The following is a 24,803-nucleotide window of genomic DNA, read 5'->3' on the forward strand; positions in this document are numbered from 1 at the left end:
TATTCGCGGCGGTGCGACGTGCGGATGGGAAGTGGTCAGCATTCACTCATACGCTTCTCCAGGACCGGGCCGACGACGGCCATCGCATGCGGATGGCTGAGTTCGAGGTGGCGGGCGTCGACGACGTTGTTGTGAATCTTCCCCTTGACGTACGGGTGCCACGTCTGCACGAGAGAATCGTGATCCTTGCGGTCTTTTCCTGCGGTGAAGAAGACCACGTCTCCCTCGAAGACGTCCGGCCGGTGGTCGGCCGCGATTTTGCTACCGGTCTCGAAACTGTCCATCACCCGGTCCGTCTGTTCGGCGGTGAACAGCCCGGTGCCGACCACTTGGTCACGGATGACCGCCCACGCTTGTTCATGGGTGTCCACCTGCACCGTGTCATCGAGGTCGAACAGTTCCCGCCAACCGCCGAGCAGGTCCGCCATCAGTTGTCCGGGCGCGGGCTCGTCCACGGTGGTGATCGCCGAAGCCGGCAGATCCGAGGTGTCGACGGCGGAATCCAGGATGGCCAGCGTCCCGATGATCTCACCCTCGCGCTGGAGCTTCACCGCCATCGCATGCGCGATCTGCCCGCCCAACGACCAGCCGAGCAAGTGATACGGCCCGCTCGGCTGCACCCGGCGGATCTCGGCCACATACCGTTCGGCCAACTCGTTCACGGAATCGGCACGTGGTTCGCCCGCAACGACATGCGGATCCTGCAAGCCGTACACCGGGCGATCCTTGTCCAGATGTTCGACCACGCTGCCGTAGAACCACGCCAATCCCCCGGCGGGGTGTACCGCGAATATGGCGGGCTTCGATCCGCCGGCACGCAGCGTGAGCAGTACCTCCAGCCCGGATCCGCCCTCGGCCTCGTCGACCCGGCGCGCCAGCGCTTCCGGTTTCGCATCGTCGAACATCCACGGCAGCGGGATCGTCACGCCCCGAGCGCGCAGTTCGGTCACAACCATTGTGGCCAGCAGCGAATTGCCACCCAGGTCGAAGAACCCGTCCGACCTGCCGACCCGCTGGACGCCCAACACCTGCGCGAAAACGTCACTGATGATTTTCTCGGTGCGGGTGCGCGGCGCGACGAACTCGTTGACCGGTACATCGAAATCGGGAGCAGGCAATGCGTTTCGATCGAGTTTGCCGTTGACAGTCAAGGGCAGATCGGGCAACACCATCACGGTCGAGGGCACCATGTAGCTCGTCAGCATCAGGGCCGCGACCTCCCGGACCTCGACCGGATCGATCTGCCGGCCGTCGCTGCCTACGACGTAGCCGATCAACTGATCGACGCCGCTGCTGTGCCGGTGCACCGCCACAGCAGCCCGCGCCACCTGTGGGTGGCGCAGCAGCGCCGACTCGACCTCGCCCAGCTCGATGCGGTAACCGCGCAGCTGCACCTGCGCGTCGGCGCGGCCGGCGTAGGTCAACTCGAGCCCGGTCGCGGCCTTGCGCCACCGGCCCACATCGCCGGTCCGATACAAGCGGGCGCCCTGCGGGTCGAAGGGATTCGCCACGAATCGTCCTGCCGTCAACGCCGGGGCGCGCAGGTAGCCTCGCGACAACTGCCCGCCGGCCACATAGATCTCCCCGGCGACGCCGATCGGCACCGGGCGCAGGCGGTCGTCGAGCACGTATACCCGCAACCCCGGCAGCGGTGATCCGATCCCGGCCCCCTCGGCCGCGACGATCTCGGTGAACGTGACATGGACCGTGGTCTCGGTGATCCCGTACATGTTGATCAGTCGCGGCGAGGCCGGCTCGTGCGCCGCAAACCATTCGGTCAACCGGGACGCGTCCAGCGCCTCGCCGCCGAATACGACATAGCGCAAACCGAGTTCGCCAGCTGCACAACCAGATTCGCGATACGCCTGCTCTGCCGCGGCGAATCCGTAGAACGCCGACGGGGTTTGGCTCAACACCGTCACCCGCTCTCGGGCCGCGAGATCCACGAACGCCTCCGGCGACCTGGATGTGTGGTAGTCGACAACGACCAGCCTGCCGCCGGACAGCAGTGCTCCCCACATTTCCCATACCGCGAAATCGAAGGCGTACGAATGGAACATCGTCCACACGTCGTCCGGTCCGATGTCGAAGCGTTCGGCGGTGTGGGTCAGCAAGGTGACCACTTCGCGGTGACTGACCGTCACCCCCTTGGGGCGGCCGGTCGATCCCGACGTGTAGATCACATAGGCCACGTTGCCCGGACGCAGGTTCGGCACCACCGGATCGCCGCTGTCCGCCGTCGCGTCCGCACCATCCTCGACGAGCACGACCGGCGCGGCGTATTCCGGTACCGCCGAAGCGATTTCGCCCGATGTCAATACGGCGGCCGGACGTGCGTCGTGGAGGATGAACCGCAATCGGTCCGGCGGATACGCCACGTCCAGCGGCAGATACCCGGCCCCCGCGCGCACCACCGCGAGCAGGCCCACGACCAGTTCGATCGAGCGCGGCAACGCCACTGCCACCAGTGATTCCGGCGCGACTCCCTGCTCGATCAGCCGAGCCGCGAGCCGGGTGGCCCGCCGATCGAGCTCCGCGTAGGTCAGCTGCGACACGCCGTCGGATACCGCGACCGCATTCGGCTGGGTCCGGACCCGGGCAGCGAACAGGTCCACGAGCGTCACATCGGCGACCGCGACGCCGTCTTCCCCTGCCGAGTCGAGCAATTCGCGATGCTGCATCGGATCCACGATGTCGATGTCACCGACCGCAACCGCCGGATTCGCGGTCACCTCCGCCAGGATTTGCACGTATGCGTGCGCGAACCGGGTCATCGTTTCTTCGACGAACAGTTCGGTGGCGAAGGTGAGCCGGCCCAGCAGGCCGTCCGCCCGGCCCGAATCACCGAACCGCTCGACCAGCTTCATACCCAAGTCCGCCTGTGCCTGCTCGAAGCCGTTTTCCATCGGCTCGATGCGCAACCCGGGCAACTCCAACGCGGCCTTGCTCAGGTTCTGGACGTCGAGCGTCACCTGATACAGCGGAAGATGCGCTGTCGACCGGGGCGGATTCATCGTTTCCACGACCTGCTCGAAGGGAACATCCGCATGCGCGAACGCCGCCAGGTCCCGGGCGCGGGTCGCGGCGAGCAATTCGGCGAACGGCTGTCCGGTCCGCACCCGTGACCGCAGCACCAGCGTGTTGACGAACATGCCGATCAGATCATCGAGCTCACGCTCGCCACGGCCGGCCACCGGCGTGCCGATCGCGATGTCGTCTACGCCGGCCCACCTGGACAGCAGGACGGCCAGGGCGGCGTGCAGGACCATGAAGACTGTCGCGTTCGCCTCGCGCGCGAGAGCGACGATCCGCTCGTGCAGTTCGGCGGGCAGCTCGAAATCGACAGCGCGGCCGCGCATGGACGCCACCGGTGGCCGGGGCAGGTCGGTCGGCAATTCGAGCAGGTCGGGCAACCCGTCGAGGGTGTCCTTCCAGAATCGCAACTGTGTCGACACCACCGAGTCCGGGTCGTCCATCGAGCCGAGCAACTCCCGCTGCCACAGCGCGTAATCGGCGTACTGGACCGCAAGGGCCGGCCACATCGGTTCCGTCCCTTGCCGACTCGCTTCGTACGCCAGCGCCACATCCCGCGCGAGCGGCATCATCGATTGGCCGTCGGTGCAGATGTGGTGCACGCAGATGACCAGAACATGGTCGCGGTCGTCGACGGCGAACAATTCGATCCGCACCGGGGGTGCCTGTCGCACATCGAAACCCGTCGAGACCACGGCCGTCGCCCGCTCCAGCACCTGCTCTTCGGCGACCCGGACGGGAGCCGGCAACGATGCGACCTCGTCCGCGGCGACCGCGATCTGATACGGCCGACCGTCGGCCATCGGGAACTTGGTCCGCAGCGACTCGTGCCGGTCGACGACCAGTTCGCACGCGCGCCGCAGCGCGGCTATATCGAGTTCGCCCCGCAGCCGGATCACCAGCGGGATGTTGTACGCACCGACCGTGGTGTCGAACTGGTTGAGGAACCACATCCGCTGCTGCGCCGGTGACAGTGGCACGAACGGGGGCCGCGGTCGCGCCGTCAGCGGCATACGGGAGTTGCGCTCGAAAGTATCCAGGCGGGAGGCGAGTTCGGCGACCACAGGTGCCTCGAACAGGTCTCGGACCCCGATCCGCACGCCCAGCGCCGCGCTCAATTGCGCGGTCACCCGGGTCGCCGACAGCGAATCGCCACCGAGGTCGAAGAAACTGTCCGTCGCCCCGACGCTGTCGACGCCCAGGACACCGGCGAACACCTCCGCGATGCGCCGCTCCACGTCGGTGCGTGGCACGACCAGTTCCCGGTCGGCCGCGAATTGCGGGGCGGGAAGCGCCAGACGGTCGAGTTTGCCGGTCGTGGTGAGCGGAAGCTCGGCCAGCACCGTGCACACGTCGGGCACCATGTGCGCGGGCAGTCGCAACCGTGCGGCGGCCTGAACCTCGTTCGGATCCACGTCCTCGCCGGCGACCAGGTAGCCGACGAGGCGATCGATGCCGCGCGGGTCCTTGCGCAGCAGGACGACCGCGCGTTCGATTCCGGGATGCTCGGCCAGCACGGTTTCGATCTCGCCGAGTTCGATGCGCTGACCGCGGATCTTCACCTGGAAATCGCGTCGCCCAAGGTATTCCAGGGTGTGTTCCGGTGTCCAGCGCACCAGGTCGCCCGTGCGGTACATGCGCGAACCCGCCGCGCCGAACGGGTTCGCCACGAACGCGGAGGCCGTGGCGGAAACCCGGTTCACGTATCCGCGCGCCAGTTGCGCACCCGCGAGGTACAACTCCCCCACCACCCCGACCGGCACCGGCCGCAACCACGCATCCAGCACGACGGCCTCGACCCCGCGGATCGGCCCGCCGATGGTCACCGCAGCACCGGGACGGAGTGCGGCACTGATCCCCGCCAGGATCGTGGTCTCGGTCGGACCGTACCCGTTCAACAGGGTCCGGCCCCGCGACCACGTCGCGACCGTTTCCGGTGTCACCGCCTCGCCACCGGCCATCAGTACCCGCAGCGAATCCATACCGGCCGGAGACATCGTCGCCAGCACACTCGGGGTGATGAAGGCCTGCGAAATCTGCTGTGCTCGAATCAGTTCCGCCAGCTCGTCGCCCCCGAACACCGTAGGCGGCGGCACCACGAGCACGGCGCCGGCGGTGTGAGCCAGCAGCAGATCGAGGATCATCGCATCGAAGCCCACGGTGGCGGCCTGCAGCACTCGCGACCCGGCGTTCACCACGAACCGGTCTCGCTGCACGGCCGCGAAATTCGCCAGTCCCTCGTGGGTGACCGCGACACCCTTCGGCGTTCCGGTCGAGCCGGAGGTGTAGATCACGTATGCCACATCTCGGACGTGCGGTGTACGCACGCGCTCACCGTCGGTCACGACGGCCACCGAGCACAGGGCGAGCAGCCTCGCGGTGTCCGGATCATCGAGAACCAGCGCGCGCACCGTTCCCGGCAGCAGCTCCCGCAATGCCTCGACCGTGATCGCCACCCGCACCTCGGCATCCGCGACCATGCGCGCGACGCGGTCGGCCGGATTCCGCGAATCGAGAGGAACGAAGGCCGCGCCCGTCTTGGTCACCGCCCACAGGCCGATGACGAACTCCACCGACCGCGGCATCGCCAGCGCGACCTGGTCCCCCGGGCCGACGCCCCACATGATCAATTGCCGCGCCACCTGGTTGGACCAGGCATCCAATTCCGCGTAGGACACTGTGCGGCGTCCGGAGACGACGGCCGCCGCCTCGGGATCGACCGCCACGCCCGCGGACAGCAGCTCGGCCATGACGCACGGCGCCACCGCGCTGCCACCGGAACCGGGCACCAGCTCACGCCGCTCGTGCGCGGTCAACAGATCGATCGCATCGAGCCGCGTGGTCGGATCGACCGTCACCGCACGCAGCACAGCTTCGAAACGGGCCGCGAGACCGACCGCGGTCACCTCCTCGACGCGGGCCCGCTGGTAGCGGAGCCGGACATGCAACTCGTCGGTGTGGTGCGCCTGCACGGTGATCGGGTAGTGCGCCGCGTCGCGGCCGTCCGCCGAGACCACCCGCATACCGTCGATGTCGGCATCGCCCAGGCCACTGCTGTCGACCGGATAGGACTCGAAGACGACCAGAGTGTCGAACAGTTGGCTACTGCCCGCGGCCACCATGATCTGTGACAGTTCGAGGTAATGGTGGTCGAGCAGACGGGTGTTGTTCGCCTGCAGCCGGCGCAGCGCGTCCTCGATGGTCAGATCCCGCCGCACATCGGCGGCGACCGGAATCGTGTTGATGAACAGACCGATCGTCGACTCGACGCCCGGCAGTTCGGCGGGCCGGCCGGAAACCGTGCTGCCGAACGCCACCCGTTCGACACCGAGCAGGTTGCCCAGCACCACGGCCCAGGCGAACTGCACGATCGTCGCCATCGTCACCGCTTCTGCCCGCGCGAATTTCACCAACTCCGCCGTCGCGGCACGATCGAGAACGATCGGCAGATCGATCGGGATGTCCGCGGTCGCCGCCGTGTGTGGATCAGCGACCAGTGTGGGCGCACTGACATCTCGCAGCGCGTCCCGCCACACCTCGACACTGGCGGCGCGGTCGCGCCGGCCCAGCCATTCCAGGTAGTCGCGGTACGAAGTCGGCGAGGGAAGCAGCTGCGACTGTCCGGCCACGGCATACAAACCGATCAGCTCACGCCACAGCAGCGGCAACGACCAGCCGTCCAGCAACAGATGGTGTGCGGTCAGCACCAGCCGGAATTCGTGGGGCCCGACGGCGACGAACAGGAACCGCAACAGCCGCGCGTCGGCCGGATCGAACACGACCGTCCGCTCCGCATCGATCAGATCATCCAATTCCCCTGTGCTGCCGCAATGCTCGACGCTGCGCCAGCACACCGTGGTGGCGGCCGGAATAACCTGCACGGGAACACCATCGGCCGTTCGCGTGAACGCGGCCCGCAGGTTCGGATGCCGTACGAGCAAGGCTTTCGCGGCATCCACGAGCCGATTCTCGTCGACCTCGCCGGTCAGGGTGAGTGTCGATTGCGCTGTGTAGACGTCGAGTTCGCCCACCGCGAATTCGGCATGGAACAGCAGGCCCTCCTGCAGCGGCGCCAGCGACCATACCTCGTCGAGCCGGCCGTACCGGTCGGCGAACACATCCAGATCGCGCTGCGTGACGTCGACCAGCGGAACATCCGACCGCGACATTCCCCAATCGTCGTCCGCGTCAGCCAGGCCGGCGATCTCGGTGACGGCGTCGACCCATCCCTCGACCAGTTCGGCCACATCGTCGTGTTCGAGTAGCCGCGAGGCGTAGCCGACATGCGCCGACAGCTCGGGCCCGGCCGCGGTGTCCACGATGTTCACATCGATCGTGATCACCGCCGCAGCAGGCATATCCGAGTCGAACGCGCCGTGCCGATCGAACTGCTCGCCGGTCGGGACCCAGGCGATGTCCGAGAGCGATGCGAGGTCGACACCGGCCCGGCCCAGATTGTTGAAACTGATCTGCGGCTGGGACGCCGCCGCCAGCTGGTCGGCCGTGTCGCTGTTCAGATAGCGCAGCAGACCGTAACCGATGCCCTTGTCCGGGATCTCGCGCAACTGGTCTTTGACGGACTTCACTGCCGCGCGCAGGTCCGTGTGCTCGATTCCGCTCAGGTCGAGCGCGACCGGGTACGCATTGGTGAACCAGCCCACGGTGCGCGAGAGATCCGCTCCCGCGGCGATCTGCTCTTCGCGGCCGTGTCCTTCCAGCAGGACTTTCATGCCCGGGTGGGTGATGCCGCGGTCGCGGCGCCAACCGGTCAGCGCCACGGCCAGGCCGGCCAGCAGCGCATCGTCGACGCTGCCGCGCACGGCTCGCGGCACCCTGTCCAGCAACGCCGAGGTCACTGCGGCCGGGATGGACACGGTCATATGCCGCACCGTCGCCTGGGTGTCGACGGCGGGATCCCATTGCGCGCCACCGAGTGTCGGATCGGCCGCGGCACTCATTCGCTGCCACAGCCCGAACTCCGCGCCGCGCCCGGCCGCGGCCGCGCGCAACGAGTGTGCCCACCGCCGCATGGATGTGCCCTGTGCCGGCAATTCCACCGCACGTCCCTGGCTGATCTGCTGCCAGGCGGTGACGAAGTCGGGCAGCAGGATCCGCCACGACACCCCGTCGACCGCCAAGTGATGAATCACGATCAGGGCGCGGGCATCGGATTCGACGCCCGATTCCGGAAGCAGGCACACGACCTGCAGCATCCGGCCCGCGAAGGGATCGAGCCGGTCGGACGCCGCCGCCAGCGCCGCCTCCACCACCGCGGTGAAACCGTCGCTGCCCGGCGCCTCGTACGCCCGGAAGGTTCGGACGAACACCGAGTCGGCGGCATCGGCAGCACCCACGGGAGGTACCTGCAGGCATCGTTCGCGCAGCCGCGAGCGCAGCATGTCGTGCTGGTCGAGCACCGCCTGCACGGTCGCGGTGACGTCACCGACTCGAGCGTCCCCCGGCAAGCGCACCAGCATCGATTGAGCGAACCGATCGGCCGACCCGAGCCGCTCGACGAACCACGACACGATCGGCGTGAAGGGGATGTCGCCCACGCCACCGCCGTCCAGTTCGACCAGCGACACCCGTTCCGCGGCCTCGGCCACCTGAGCGAGCCCTCGAACCGTCTTGCGTTCGAAGATATCGCGCGCCGTCACGACAACACCGGCGGTCTTGAGCCGCGATGCCAACTGGATCGACATGATGGAATCACCGCCGAGCGCGAAGAACGAGGTCGTCGTACCCACCGAACCGATACCGAGCACGTCCGCGAACGCGGCGGCGATCGCGCGTTCCAGGTCGGTCGCCGCGGCGACGGCGACCTCGTCGTCGGGCTCGGAAACGGGTTCCGGCAGTGCTTTCCGGTCCACCTTGCCGGTCGAGGCGAGCGGCATCCGGTCGAGCACGGTGATCGACGAGGGCACCATGTAGGCGGGCAACACCGCCGCGACGTGATCGCGCACGGCGCTCGGCTCGACGACCGCCGCGGATTCGGCCACGATGTACGCGGCGAGCGTCGGTTGCCCACCGGATCCCGTACGGCTCACAGTGACCGCGGTGGCCACCATCGGATGCGAAAGCAACGCGGCGTCGATTTCGCCGAGTTCGATCCGCTGGCCGCGAATCTTCACCTGGAAGTCGACGCGGCCGATGTATTCCAGCGCGCCCCGCGCCGTCCAGCGCACGATGTCGCCGGTGCGGTACATCCGCGATCCCGGCTCACCGTACGGATCCGCGACGAACGCACCCGCTGTCGCGGCAGGACGATTCAGGTAGCCCCGCGCCAATGCGGCACCGGAAACATACAGCTCCCCGGTCACCCCGACCGGAACCGGACGCAACCGCGCGTCCAACACCACAGCCTCGACATCCCGGATCGGGCCACCGATGGTGATCACATCGGACGGCTGGACCGGATCGCTGACGGTGACCGCGATTGTGGTCTCCGTCGGGCCGTAGATGTTGTGCAGGTGCCGCCCCGGCGCCCAGGCCGCGACCAGGTCCGCCGGTACCGTCTCGCCGCCGACCGCCAGCGTCCGCACCGACGCGAAGTCCGCGGGTGCCATCGTCGCCAGCACGCTGGGTGTCAAGAACGCGTGCGTCACCCGATGCGCGCGCACCAGTGCGCTCAGATCCGGGCCACCGAACACGTCCGGCGGCGACACGACCAGGCACGCGCCGGCCGCACACGACATCAGCGCTTCGAGCAGCACCGCGTCGAAGGCGGGTGCCGCCACTTGCAGTACCCGCGAGGTGGCGTCCACGCGGAAACGCGCCCGCAGCTCGGCCGCGAATCCGGCCAATCCCGCATGCGTCACCATGACACCCTTCGGTGTCCCGGTCGAACCGGAGGTGTAGATCACATACGCCGCGTCCCGAATCTGCAGCGCCCGAACGCGATCGGCATCCGAGATCGCCCGGCAGGGCTGCGCGGCGATCTCGGTGGCCGTAGCCGGATCGTCGAGCACCACCCATTCGACATCTCCCGGCAGGGAGGCTTGTGCTCCCGTCATTGTGATCCCCACAGTGACGCCGGAATCGTTCACGATGTGCGCGATCCGCTCCGCGGGGTATCGCAGATCCACGGGGACGAACGTGGCACCGCTCTTCGCTATCGCCCACATAGCGACGTGGTAGTCGACCGACCTCGGCACGGCCAGCGCCGTGAACACCCCCGGTCCGACCCCACGGGCGAGCAGATGCGCCGCGAGCCGGCTGGACCGGCGATCCAGTTCGCCGTACGTGAGGGTCTCGGTCTCCCCGATCAGGGCGATCGCCGACGGGTACGCCGCCACGACATCGGCCAGCAGTTCAGGCAGCAGGCATTGCGAGCCGGTCTCCTCACCACGTGCCGGGAGCAGACGTTCGGCTTCCGCCGGGTCGAGCAGGTCGATGTCACCCACCGCGCGCGCCGGGTCGGCGGCGACCGCTTCCAGGACCCGAACGAACCGCGCGGCGAAAGACTCCGCGGTCGATGCGACGAACAGATCTGTCGCATAGGTGATCTCGCCATCGATGCCGGCCGGACGCTCGCCGTCGACGCGTTCGGTCACCAGCACGGTGAGGTCGGTTTTGGCCTGCGCCGAGCCGGGATCGAGCAGTTCGACATCGATGCCGGGCAGCTCGAACCGGGCCGCGCGCATGTTCTGCAACCCGAACATCACCTGATACAGCGGTGTGTACGCCGTCGACCGGGGGCGGTCGAGGACATCGACCAGCCGTTCATAGGGCATATCGGCGTGCGCGAGCGCCTCGACGTCCACGTCGCGGACCAGGGCCAACAGTTCCCGGAACGACAGGTTCTCGCGGATACGCGTGCGCAACACGACAGTGTTGACGAACATGCCGACCAGATCATCCAGTGCCTGGTTGCCTCGACCGGCGACCGGGGTGCCGACCGTGACGTCCTCGCTGTGCGCGGTGCGCGCCAACAGGATCGCCAGTGCCGTGTGCAGCACGACGAACACCGTGACGCCCTCACGGTGTGCCAGCCGCACGATGTCGTCGTGCAATCGCGCCGGCATCACGAAGCGGACGCTGCCACCGGCCGTCGACAAGGTGGCCGGGCGCGGCCGATCGGTCGGCAGGTCGAGCAGTTCCGGTGCGTCACCGAGAACCTCGGTCCAGTAGGCGATCTGCCGCGCGATCAGCGACGCCGGGTCGTCCTCGGCGCCGAGCATCTCGCGCTGCCACATCGCGTAGTCGGCGTACTGGACTTCCAACGGTTCCCATTGCGGTGCTTCGCCGTTCACGCGCGCTCGGTAGGCGGCGAAGACATCGCGGGCCAGCGGTGCCATCGATGAGCCGTCGGCGGCGATGTGATGGACCACGACCACGAGCACATGCTCGTCGGCACCGGTGCGATACAGCCGCGCCCGAACGGGGGCCGCTGCCGCGACATCGAACCCCGTGTCGACGGCCTGCCGGATCCGGTCGGCCAGCTCCGCCTCGTCGGTGACCGGATCCGGATCCAGCGCCAGGTCCCCGGCCACCGCCGCGACATCCTGCACGACCTGGCACGGTTCGCCCTCGACAGCGGGATACCGCGTGCGCAGTGGCTCGTGCCGGGAGACCACATCGAGCAGTGCCGCTCGCAACGCATCCACATCGAGCCGGCCCGTCAGCCTGGCCGCGAAGGAGATGTTGTAGGCCGCTGACGCGGTATCGAACTGGTTGAGGAACCACATCCGTCGTTGCGCCGCCGCCAACGGGACCGCCGCCGGGCGTGGCCGGGCGACGAGCGCAATCACCGTGGAACCGGTTCGCTCGCCGAGGCATCGGGCCAATCCGGCGATCGTCGGCTCGTCGAAGATGTCGCGGATGCCGACATCGATGCCGAGCGCCGCGGCGGCCCGCGCCGCGACACGCGCGGCGGTGAGCGAGTTGACTCCGAGCTCGAAGACGTTCGCCGTCACACTCACTCGGTCGACCTCGGCGAGTTCGGCGACGATTCCGGCAAGGGCCGCTTCGTATTCGGTGCGCGGCGCCACGAATTCCTCGGCGTCGTCGAACACTGGCTGCGGCAAGGCAGCCCGATCGAGCTTGCCGTTCGGTGTCAACGGCATCGCATCGAGCACCAGTACGGCGGCCGGAACCAGGTACGACGGCAGTGACCGGGTGAGCTGGTCGCGAATCGCGCGTCCATCGGTCACCGCACCGGATACGAGCGTCACGTATCCGACGATGTGTTCGGCCGTGGCGACAGCGACGGCGCGAGCGACGTCCGGCAGCGCGGACAGCGCCGCCTCGATATCACCCGGTTCCACCCGCTGACCGCGGACCTTGACCTGGAAATCGCTGCGGCCCAGGTACTCCAGCTCGCCGGCTTTCGTCCACCGGACGAGGTCACCGGTGCGATAGAACCGCTCCCCCGCGGCACCGTACGGGTTCGCCACGAAGACACCGCAGGTGAGGTCGGCGCGAGCGTGGTAGCCCCGCGCGACCTGAACACCCGAGACGTACAGGTCACCGACGACACCGACCGGCACGGGCTGCAGCCGCGAGTCCAGAACGTAGACCCGCATACCCGACACCGGCGTACCGATCGGGACCATCGCACGGCCCGTCGCACCCGGCAAGCAGCGTGCGGCCGTGACGACTTCCGCCTCGGCCGGGCCGTACCAGTTCACCACCTCGGCCTGTGCGAACACGCGCGCCGCGGCGTCGACCGTGCGCTGCGCCAGCGCCTCACCGGCGACGAGTACTCGCCGGATCGACGGCAGTTCCGTGACCGTGGTGGTTTCGAGGAGAACGTCGAGCATCGAGGGTACGAAGTGCACGGTATTGACTCGATGCCGCGCGATCCCGCTCGCGAGGTATGCCGGGTCGCGGTGCCCGTCGGGTTCGGCGACCACGATCTGGGCACCGGTCTGCAACGGCCAGAACAGTTCCCATACCGCGATGTCGAAGGTGATCGGGGTCTTGTACAGGACCGTGTCGGAGCCGTCGTGCGGCCACTGCTGCTGTGCCCACGCCAACTGGCTGACGGTCGCGGCGTGGGTCAGCGCGACGCCCTTGGGAACACCGGTGGAGCCGGAGGTGAACAGGACGTAGGCCACATTGTCCGGCCGCAGCGGGGCGCGGCGCTCGGAATCGGTGATCGGGCCGTCGGCGAGTCCGGCCAGGTCCACTCGATCGATCCGCACGGCCGCGAATCCATCCGGAAGTTGGCCGTCGTCGGTGGATGTGGTGAGTACCATCAGCGGCCGCGCCGCGCTCAGCACACCGGCAATTCGCGCGCTCGGATGATCCGGATCTATCGGAAGGAACGCGGCACCCGCCTTCACCACCGCATACAGCACCGCGATCTGCTCGACCGATCGCCGGATGCACACCGCTACAACAGTTTCCGGGCCCACACCGTGGGCGATGAGCCAGCGGGCGACCCGGTTGACGCGGGTGTCGAACTCCCGATAGGTCGACACGGCGCCGCCGGGCACCCAGATCGCCGGAGCATCCGGGGTGCGGGTGACCTGTCGGTCGAAGACATCGACCAGTGTCCGCCCGGCCGCGGCGGGAACCGCGGTGTCGTTCCATTGCTGCAGCACCAGGTGCCGTTCGGCGGCGTCGAGCAACTCCATCCCGCCGACCGCGGCGTCGGCATCGGTCGCGGCGGCGTCGAGTACGCGCACGAATTGTTCGGCGAAGCGCCGTACGGAGTCCTGATCGAAAAGGTCCGTGGCATAGGTCAGGCGCAGCGTCATACCGGTCGGCTCGTTGTCGGCGCCGTGACCCTCCGCCATCATCAGCAGCAGGTCGTAGATCGCGGCACTGTCGCCCGGATCCAGGTTCTCGACGGTGAGACCCGGCAGTTCGACCCGCGCCTGCGTCATGTTCTGGTAAGCGAGCATGACCTGGAACAACGGCGTATGAGCCGTCGACCGCACGGGATTGACCGCGTCCACCACCTGCTCGAACGGGACGGTGGCATGCTCGAATGCCTCGATGCCGGTGCGCCGCACCTGATTCAGCAGGCTCGAGAACGATTGATCCATCGTGACCCGGGTACGCATCACCAAGGTGTTGACGAACATCCCGACCAGGTTGTCGAGGGATCGGTGACCGCGGCCGGCATGGGGTACACCGATGGTGATGTCGTCGCTACCCGAAAGCCTCGACAGCAACACCGCCAGTGCCGTGTGCACGACCATGAACGTCGTCGCCCCGGCGCGCCGCGCCAGCGCCTCCAGCCGGCCCTGCAGCTCACCCGGGATCGTGACGTGTTCGACCGCGCCACGCTGGGTCTGCGTGATCGGCCGCGGCCGATCCGTCGGCAGTTCGATCACATCGGGGATACCCGCGAGCCGAGTCCGCCAATAGGCGATGTCGCGGGCCACGAACGAGTCCGGATCGTCCGCCGAGCCGAGCACCTCGTGCTGCCAGAGGGCGTAATCGGCGAACTGGAGGGGCAGCGGAGCCCAGTCCGGCGGGTTACCGCCCGACCGCGCACGATAGGCCGTCACGATATCGGCGGCCAGCGGCGCTACCGAGAAGCCGTCGCAACTGATGTGGTGGATGGCCAGGGCGACCACCCAAGCCTGATCGGACAGCTGATACAGCGCGATGCGCAGCGGCGCGCCCTTCGACACGTCGAATCCGGCACCCGAGAACTCGGCCAACCGGTCCGGCAGCTGGTGCTCGGCGATCGGCTGCGGCGTGGGGTCCCAGGTCGCGACCACCTCGGCCGCGTCGAGCACAACCTGAGCGGGCGTGCCGTCGACAGCCGGATACCTGGTGCGCAGGCTCTCGTGCCGGTCGACGACATCACCGACGGCCGCCACGAGCGCATCGATGTCGAGGGTACCGTCGAGGCGGATCGCCAGCGGTACAACGTATCCGGGCACATCGGGATCGAACTGGTTGAGGAACCACATCCGGGTCTGTGCCTGCGACAGCGGGACGCGGTCCGGGCGCGGCTTCGCGGCCGGCTCGGGCAGCGTCGGTACCGCACGCAGCCGCGAGATCCGTTCGGCCAAGTCGGCGACGGTGGGTGCCTCGAATATCACCGGCACCGGCACGGCCACGCCGAGGACCTCGCCGATGCGGCTCAGCGCGCGCGTCGCGACGAGCGAATTTCCGCCCACGTCGAAGAAGTTGTCGTCCGCGCCGATTTCCGGGCGATCGAGCAGTTCGGCGAAGATCCCGGCGACGGTCTGCTCGACGAGTCCCTGCGGCGCGCGGTAGCCGACCGCGCCGTCGGCCGGATCCGGCACCGGGAGCGCCCGGTAGTCGACCTTGCCGTTGGCCGTGAGCGGGATCGCCTCGATCCGGATCAGCGAGGCCGGCACCATATACGCCGGCAGCCGTTCGAGGAGGAAGCTCCGGACCCGCTTGACATCCAACTCGGCCGCGGCGACCACGTAGGCCACCAAGCGCTGCTCGCCGCGATCGGCGCGCACCTGCACGACGGCCGCGTTCACCTGCTCGTGGGCGACCAGCGCGGCTTCGATGTCACCGAGTTCGATCCGCAGACCGCGAACCTTCACCTGGGTGTCGGCGCGGCCGACGTAGCGCAGGCTGCCGTCCGCGTCCCAGCGGACCAGGTCCCCGGTGCGATATAGCCGAGAACCGCTCGCACCGGAGCTGGGGTCGGCGACGAACGTCGCGGCCGTGAGGCCGGGACGTTCGTGGTAACCGCGAGCCAGCTGCACCCCACCCAGGTACAGCTCACCGGTCACGCCGGCGGGAACGGGGAGCAGCCGCGAATCCAGCACGCGGACAACCACGTTCGCCTCGGGGACGCCGATCGGCACCGCGACACCGTCGAGCGCGTCGATGCGGTGGGCGGTGACGCTGACCGCGGCTTCCGTCGGCCCGTACAGGTTGTCGATGCGCGCCGCGCTGACCTCCCGGAAGCGGCGGACGGTGTCGGCCGGCAACGCCTCACCGATGCAGAGCACTCGCCGCAGGTCCGGGAATTCGTGCGGGGCAGCCTGCTCGAGGAACGCGGAGAGCAACGACGGCACGAAATCCACTGTCGTGACGCGATATTCGGCCATCAGCCGAGCCACGGCGGCGGGGTCGGCGTGGGTGTCGGGACCCGCGACCACCAACGCCGCGCCGCAGGTCGATGCGGAGAACAGCTCCCAGACCGACAGGTCGAAGGTGAACGGCGTGCGCCACAGCATGACGTCGTCGCCGCCGAGCCCGTAATGGTCACGCAGCCACCGCAGTTGATTCACCACCGCGGCGTGCGTGACCGCCACACCCTTCGGCACGCCCGTCGAGCCGGAGGTGTAGATGACATAGGCCAGATCGTCCGGGTGCAGCGTGCGGGTCCGGTCGGTGTCGGTCACCTTCGACGTATCCGCGTGCTCGGCATCGAGCTGCTCGAACGCCCACACCGGTGCGTCGTCGGGCACATTCGCCCGGTCGACCGCGCGGGTGAGGACGGCGGTCGGCTTCGCGGCGGTGAGGACTGCGCGCACCCGGTCGAGCGGGTGATCCGGATCCAGCGGCAGATAGGCCGCGCCCGCCGCGTGGATCGCGTACAGCGTCGTCAGCAGATCGACGGAACGGCGCATCGCGACGGCGACGAGGGTTCCCGGACCGATGCCCTGGCCGATCAGCGTGCGTGCCAGCGAATTCACCCTCGCCGCGAATTCTCGGTAGCTGAGCCGGCCGCCGCCGTCGGCATCGACCACCGCGGTCCGGTGCGGGGTCGCCGCTGCCTGCGCAGCGAACAGATCCGCGATCGTCGCCGGGGAAGAACTCGTCTGCTCACCGGCCGACCGCACGGCCAGCTCGCGTGCCTCGTTCGCGGTCAGCAGGTTGATATCGCCGACGGCGCGGGCGGGATCGGCGAGGATCGCGCGCAGCAGTTGCAGGTAACGGTCGAAGATCGTGGTGATCGTCGCCGCATCGAACAGATCGGTCGCGTAACCGAATTCGACTGCCATGTCGCCCGGTTCACCGTCGAGCTGCAGCGCGTCGACGAGATTCAGATGCAGGTCGTACTTGGCTACGTCCGGATCGGCCATCCGGGCCGACACCGTCAGGCCCTCGAACTCCACGGCTGGGATCTCGATGTTCTGGAACGACAGTCCGACTTGGGTCAACGGCGCGTGCGCAGTGGACCGCGGTGGATTCAATACCTCGACCAGCCGCTCGAACGGGATGTCGGCGTTGTGGAAGGCGGCCAGGTCAGTGGCCCGTACTTGATCAAGGATCTGCAGGAAGGACGCGGCGGGCTCGATGCGCGTCCGCAAGACCAGCGTATTGACGAACATGCCGACCAGAGCGTCGAGCCCGGGCTCGCCGCGGCCGGCGATCGGCGTGCCGACCGCGATGTCACCGCTTCCCGAAAGTCGCGCCAGCAGCACGGCGTACGCCGCGTGCATGACCATGAAGACCGTCGCGTCGTGGCGGCGGGCCAGCACGATCATCTCACGATGGAGATCAGCGGGCACCGTCATCGACACCGTCGCACCACGATAGGACTGTTTCGCCGGCCGCGGACGATCGACCGGCAGGTCGAGCACCTCGGGCAGATCGGCGAGAGCGGTTCGCCAGTAGTCGATCTGGGCGACGGTCCGGCTCTGCGGGTCGGTCTCGGTGCCGAGCACTGTGCGTTGCCACAGCGCGTAGTCCGCGTATTGCACAGGCAACGGCGCCCACTGCGGTGCCTGTTGCCGAACGCGGGCTTCGTATGCGGTCATCAGATCGGCGGCGAACGGCGCCAGCGAGGACCCGTCGAAGCTGATGTGGTGGACGACCAGGACCAGGGTGTGCTCGTCGGGTGCGCTGCGCAGCAGGGTGATCCGGAACGGAACCTCCGCCGCGACATCGAACCCGGCGCTCACCCGCTCGGAGACGCACGCCTGCACCTCGCTCGCCTCGACCGGCACCGGCGCCGACCAGGGCAGCGCCGTCTGCACCGGCACCACCACCTGGTGCGGTCCGCTGTCGCTGTCCGGGTAGACGGTTCGCAGGGCTTCGTGCCGGTCGAGCACATCCGCGATCGCCGCGTGCATGGCGGCCACGTCGAGCTCGCCCGACATGTGGACGACCATCGGAATGTTGTACAGCGCAGAGCTCGTGTCGAACTGATTGAGGAACCACATGCGCGCCTGCGCGGGCGACAGTGGGATTCGGGCCGGGCGCTCTTGCGGCACAAGAGGTTCCCGGACGGCCGCACCGCCGGTGTGCAGATTCTCCGCCAAGGCGGCGATGGTCGGCGCGTCGAAGACGGCGCGCAGCGAGACATCGACACCGAACGCGGCGCTCAGCTGCGCCGCTACCCGAGTGGCCGACAGCGAGTTACCACCCAGCTCGAAGAAGCTGTCGAAGACGCCGACGCGCTCGATCCCCAGCACCGCGGCACACACGTCGGCGACGATCTGCTCGGTGGCGTCCCGCGGTGCGACGAATTCGACAGTGGTGGCAGCGAATACCGGTTCGGGTAGTGCCGCGCGGTCGATCTTGCCCACCGACGACAGCGGCAGCGAGTCGAGCACCATGATCGCGTCCGGGACCATGTGCGAAGGCAAGCATTGCGCAGCGTAGCCCAGCAGCTCATCCACATCGACGGCATCACCCGCCGGCACCACGTAGGCGGCCAGTCTCGAGCCGGCGTCGGCCGCGACGCCCACCGTCACCGCTACCGCGACGGCGGGGTGCGCGGCGAGGACGGCCTCGATTTCGCCGAGTTCGATGCGCTGACCCCGGATCTTGACCTGGAAGTCGGTGCGGCCGAGGTATTCGAGCGTTCCCTCGGGCGTCCAGCGGGCCAAGTCACCGGTCCGGTACATCCGAGTACCGGGGGGACCGTAGGGATCGGCCACGAACGCGGTCGCCGTGGCGACCGGCCGGTCGAGGTATCCGCGGGCCAGTTGAACTCCCGACACATACAGCTGACCCGGCACACCGACCGGCACCGGCTGCAGGCCGGCGTCCAAGACCACGGCCCCGACACCACGAATCGGGCCACCGATGGTGACGCGGTCCCCGACACACAACCGGTCGCTGATCGCGACCATGATCGTGGTCTCGGTCGGCCCGTACCCGTTGAACAGCTGCCGACCGGGTGCCCATACCGCCACCGTCTCCGCCGAGACCGCTTCCCCACCGGCCACCAATACCCGAAGCGATTCCACACCGGCCGGCGACATCGTCGCCAGCACGCTCGGGGTGACGAATGCGTGGGAAACCCGCTGCGCCCGAATCAATTCCGCCAACGCCGGCCCGGCGAAGACGTCCGGCGGCGACACCACCAACACCGCGCCGTTCGCGTGCGCCATCAGCAGCTCCAGAACGACAGCGTCGAAACCGGGTGCCGCCAACTGCAGCACCCGTGCGGAACTGCCGACCTGGTAACGCTCCCGCTGCTCGGCGGCGAAATTCGCCAATCCCTGGTGGGTGACCGCGACACCCTTCGGCGTTCCCGTCGACCCCGAGGTGTACAGCACGTACGCCGTGTCCGAGATGCGGCAGGGCCGCGTCCGGTCCGCATCGGTGACCGGCGCCGAGGACTGCGACGCGATGCGATCCATGGTGGCCGGGTCGTCGAGCACCAACCGCCGGACCGAGTCCGGCAGCAGGTCGTGCGACGCCTCGACGGTGACTCCCACCCGAACCTGGGCATCGGCCACCATGAGCGCGACCCGATCGGCCGGATTTCGCGGATCCACCAGCACGAAGGCCGCGCCCGCCTTGGTCACCGCCCAGATCCCGACGACGAACTCCACCGATCGCGCCATCGCCACCGCGACCTGATCACCCGGACCGACACCCCACTCGATCAAGTGCCGGGCGAGACGGTTCGACCGAGCATCCAACTCCCCGTAGGACACCGTGCGCTCCCCCGACACCACCGCTGTCGCGGCCGGGTCCCGCACCGACAACAACTCCGCCAATACCCGCGGCGCCTCGGCGGGGCCGCCCGACGCGGGCAGCAATCGTGCCCGCTCGGTGCTCGACAGCACATTCACGCCACCCACCCGGACCTGCGGGTCGGACACGACCGCGTCGAGGACCCGATTCAGCCGCGCGGCCAGCTCGTCGACCGTCGCGCGATCGAACAGATCCGTGGCGTAGTTGATCCGCAGCGCGACATCGCCTCCCGCGGCGGCGTTCTCGGCAACGGTGACGATGAGGTCCACCTTCGCCGGTTGCGGCCCGGGATCGAGGATCTCGGCCGTGAGGTCGGTGAGCTCGAGGCTCGGGCGGTCCATGTTCTCGAAGGCGAGATACACCTGGCACAGCGGTGCGTGCGCGGTCGAGCGCTGGGGATCGATGTCGTCCACTACGCGTTCGAAGGGCAGGTCGCTGTGGGAAAAGGCATCGACATCGACATCTTTGACTCGCGCCAGGAACGCGGTGAACGATTCGGCGGAACGCACCTCGGTGCGCAGGGGCACCGTGTTCACGAACATGCCGACCAGCGGTTCCAGCGCGCGCTCGCCGCGGCCGGCGACCGGCGTGCCGATGGTGACGTCCGCCGAGCCCGCGAGGCGGGAAAGCACGACCGCCAGGGCGGCATGGACGACCATGAACGTGGTGACGTGGGCCGTGCGAGCCAACCGCTCGATCCCGGCAAAGGTCTCGGCCGGGATCACGGTCTCGGCGACGTCACCGTGCATGGACTGGTGGGCCGGACGCGGACGGTCGGTGGGCAGCTCCAGCAATGCCGGCATCCCCGCCAACTGCCTTGCCCAGAAACGCAACTGGCGTGCCGCCAGAGACTCCGGATCGTTCTCGTCACCGAGCACGTTGCGGTGCCAGATGGTGTAGTCGGCGTACTGCACCGTCAGCGGCTGCCAGTCCGGCTGCTTGCCTTGCGATCTCGCTTCGTAGGCCGTCACGAAGTCGGCGGCGAGCGGGCGAAGCGACGATCCGTCGCAGCAGATGTGGTGCAAGAGCATGACCAGCACATGCCGGCGCTGGTTCGCGGGCGCGAGCAAGCTCACCCGGATCGGCGGAGCCGTCCGCACGTCGGACCCGATCGACGCCAGTACCCGGAGCCGATGCGCGATCGCGTCGGGGTCGATCGGTTCCGGTGCCAGATCGAGACCGGCGACAACCTGCTCGACCGGCAGAACGACCTGTGTCCCTTCTCCGTTCACCACGGGATAGACAGTGCGCAGGGATTCGTGCCGATCGATCACATCGGTCAGGGCGGCGCGCAGCGCGGCGACGTCGAGGCGGCCGGTCAGCTGAACCACCAGCGGGATGTTGTAGGCCGCCGAGGTGGGATCGAGCTGATTGATCAGCCACATCCTGTTCTGCGCCGGCGACAACGGAATCGGTTCGACGCGTGGCTGGGCACGCAATGCGAGCCGGCCGGGGCGGTGCCCGGTGTCGATGTGCGCGGCCAGTTCGATGACGGTCGGCTTGCCGAACAGGTCCCGCACCGACACCTCGGAGCGGGTCAGCTCGGCGATCCGGACGGCGGCTCTGGTCGCGGTGAGCGAATTACCACCCAATTCGAAGAAGCTGTCCAGCAGGCCTACCCGCTCCACGCCCAGCACCTCGGCGAAGACGTCCGCGACCGTCTCCTCCATGACGGTGCTCGGTGCGACGTAGGCCGCGGCGGAATCGAACACCGGCTCGGGCAGCGCCCGATGGTCGACCTTGCCGTTGACGGTCAGTGGTACCTCCGGCAGCACCACGACCGCGGCCGGGACCATGTATTCCGGCAGCATCGTCGCGACGTACCCGCGCAACGTGTCGGCCCCGTCGGCGATGTCGCCGCTGAGCACGACATAGGCGACGAGGCGGGCCGCCTCGGTGTCGGGCAGATGCACGACGACGACCGTGGCCGAGACCGCGCTGTGGGTCAGCAGCGCGTTACGGATCTCGTCAAGCTCGATGCGGAACCCGCGCAGCTGCACCTGCTGATCGCCGCGGCTACGGTATTCCAGCTCGCCCTTGTGATTCCATCGTGCGACGTCACCACTGCGATAGAGGCGCTCACCCGGGTCGCCGAACGGGTTGGATACGAAACGTCCGGCCGTGAGTGCGGGCCGGTTGAGATAGCCGCGGGCGAGTTGCGTTCCGGCGACGTAGATCTCACCCCACGCTCCCGGTGGCGCCGGGCGCAGTCGTTCATCCAGGACGTACGTGCGCAGCCCCGGCAGCGCCGGGCCGATCGTGCTCGGCGCACCCGGCGTCGCGATCTGCGGTGTCAAGCCGAGATAGGTGACGAAGACGGTGGTTTCGGTGATGCCGTAGCTGTTGGCCAGCACGGGCAGCGTCGGGTTGTGCACGTACCAGTCCGCCAGCCCCGCCGGGTCGAGCCGTTCACCCGAGAGAATGACCAGTCGCATCGACAGCTGACCGTCGGGCTCACCGGCGTCGGTGTAACGCTGTCGAGCCGCAGCGAATTGGTGGAACGCCGATGGCGTCTGGTTGAAGACGGTCACCTTCTCGCGTGCCACCAGGCGCACCACATCGTCCGGTGAACGGGTGGTGAGGCTGTCCACGACGACCAGGCGGCCACCACTGACCAAGGTGCCGAAGATCTCCCACACCGAGTAGTCGAACGCAAACGAATGGAACAACATCCAGACGTCGTCGGTCCGGATGCCGATCTCGGCGCAGGCATTCGTCAGGTACGTCGCGACCGCGCGATGGGCGATCGCCACGCCCTTGGGCCGGCCCGTCGACCCGGAGGTGTAGATGACGTAGGCGATGTTGTCGGGGCCCAGCGGGCTGCGCCGATCAGCGTCGGTGATCGGCGCCGCCGACTCCTCGCCGGCCGGGCCGTCGAACAGCACCACACGGCCGGGATCGCCCGGGACGTGCTCGCGCATACCGCGGGTGGTGACGACGGCGATCGGGTGGGCGTCGTTCAGCACATATTCCAGCCGATCGGCCGGATGTGCGACGTCCAACGGCAGGTACCCCGCACCAGTTTTCAGGACAGCCAGTGTGACGACGACGAGATCGGCATCCCGTGGCATCGCGATGGCCACCAGTGATTCCGGGCCGGCTCCGCGGGCGATGAGCGTGCGGGCGAACCGGTTGGAACGTTCGTCCAGCTCACGATAGGTCAGGGCGGTCGGACCCGAGGTGACGGCCACCGCGGACGGTGTGCGGGCAGCCTGCCGCGCCAGCAGATCCACGAGTGTCGCCGTGGTCGTCGCGCCGTGACGGCCGGCGAACTGCCCGACGATGCGCGCCTCTTCGGCCGGGTCCAGGAGCGGGATCCGGACCAGCGGGGTCGCCAGCGGCGAATCCATCAACCGCTGCAGGAAGGAGAGGAACCGACCCGCGTGCGCGTCGATTTCGTCCTGACCGTACAGGTTCGCGTTGCCGTGCAGTTCGATGAGCAGCGGCGCATCGGCCCCGGATCGGTACAGATTCAGCTGCAGATCGTCCAGTACGCCCGATGTCAGCGCGCGGTAGCGGCCGACCGCCGATCCGAGGCGGATCGCGGAGTCGAAGAAGAGGATATTGACGGTGGGACCGAACGAATTCGCGGACGCGTCCAACGCATTCGAATCGCGACGCAGATCTTCGAACCGGTAGAGCTGATGCCGCATCGCGGAGACGAGCTCGGACACCGACGCGCCGATCACCTGCTCCACCGTGGTCGTCGCGTCCACGGTGAACCGGATCGGCACCATGTTCGCCAACATCGCGGCGGCATTGCGCAGGCGCTTGGTCACCCGGGCGCTGACCGGCATCGACAGCACCACATCGTCGGTGCCGGTCATCCGGGCGAGGAATGCGGCGAAGGCTCCGATGACCACCTGCGCGGGCGATGCGTGCAGTTCAGCGGAGAAGCGGTCGAGCTTGTCGGACAATTGCGCCGGAAGCTGCAGGCCCGCAATACGATCGACGGTGCTCCACCGGGCTGTGCGCCCGGACAGACTCGTCGGTGTCGGAAGATCGGCGACCTTGTCGAGCCAGTATGCCTTGTCGGCGTCGAATCGCGAGCTGGTGCGGTAGGTGCGCTCCATCTCGACGATATCGCGCAATCCGGCCGCCTCCAGCGGCGCGGGCGACCTACCCTCGAGCAAGGCGTTGTAGTGCTCGGCCATCCGGGTGATGACGTTGAACGCCGCATAGCCGTCGAGGACGAGGTGGTGGGCGCGCCCGTACCACAGATAGTGATCGACACCGAGCCGGATCAGCCGCGTCACGGCGAGCCGGTCGCGGCTCAGATCGACCGCCTTGGTGTTGTAATCGCTGCGCATCCAGTCCATCGCCGCCGCGAACGGATCGTCCTCGCCGCTGACGTCCAGAACCGGATCGTCGTAGGTGATGCTGCGGTCGACGAATTGGTAGGGGACGCCTTCGGACTCGACCACCCGGACGGCGAGCGCTTCGGATTCCCGAGTGGCCTCGTTCACCGCCTCGGTGAAGACGGCGACGTCGATCGGCCCCTCGATCTCGATGTAATGGGCGATGTTCACCGTCGGCCCGCCCGGCAGGTTGTCCGCGAGCCACATCCCGTACTGCGCCCGCGACAGCGGGATCAGATCCAGTTGACGGTCGACAGTTTCGGCTGACTTCAGATTCATCTAAACCTCTCGCCCCGGACTCGAGAGGCACTGGAACACGGCAAAACACCCCTGACCGTGCCCGTGCCTAAAATTGGCCGTATATGCGCTGCGTCCATGTCGAGCAGCGCCCATACCTCTGATTCAGAACGCGACGATCAGCACAACGTGCGGCTCACCTCGCTTGCGCCCGGAATCAATTCGGACACAGACGTTCCAGTGCGCCGAATCCCGAAAGCTCCCATTTGTCAACGTCTCCCAGCATCACGAAATCTAAACCGTTGGACATTTCGAACATCTGGCGAAGCGAAGTGGGCTCGTAGT

Annotated in this window: 1 protein-coding gene; it reads right to left on the reverse strand. The window is 68.0% G+C overall.

Going from position 1 to position 24,803, the window contains the following annotated elements:
- Window positions 1-35 precede the first annotated feature (35 nt).
- The gene (locus EBN03_RS11075; RefSeq protein WP_122187829.1) at window positions 36-24,500 is read right to left on the reverse strand and encodes a non-ribosomal peptide synthetase; all 24,465 of its coding nucleotides are present in this window, start codon (window positions 24,498-24,500) and stop codon (window positions 36-38) included.
- Between the last annotated feature and the right edge of the window lie 303 nt (window positions 24,501-24,803).

The sequence above is a fragment of the Nocardia stercoris genome (genome assembly GCF_003696265.1).
Classification (GTDB): domain Bacteria; phylum Actinomycetota; class Actinomycetes; order Mycobacteriales; family Mycobacteriaceae; genus Nocardia; species Nocardia stercoris.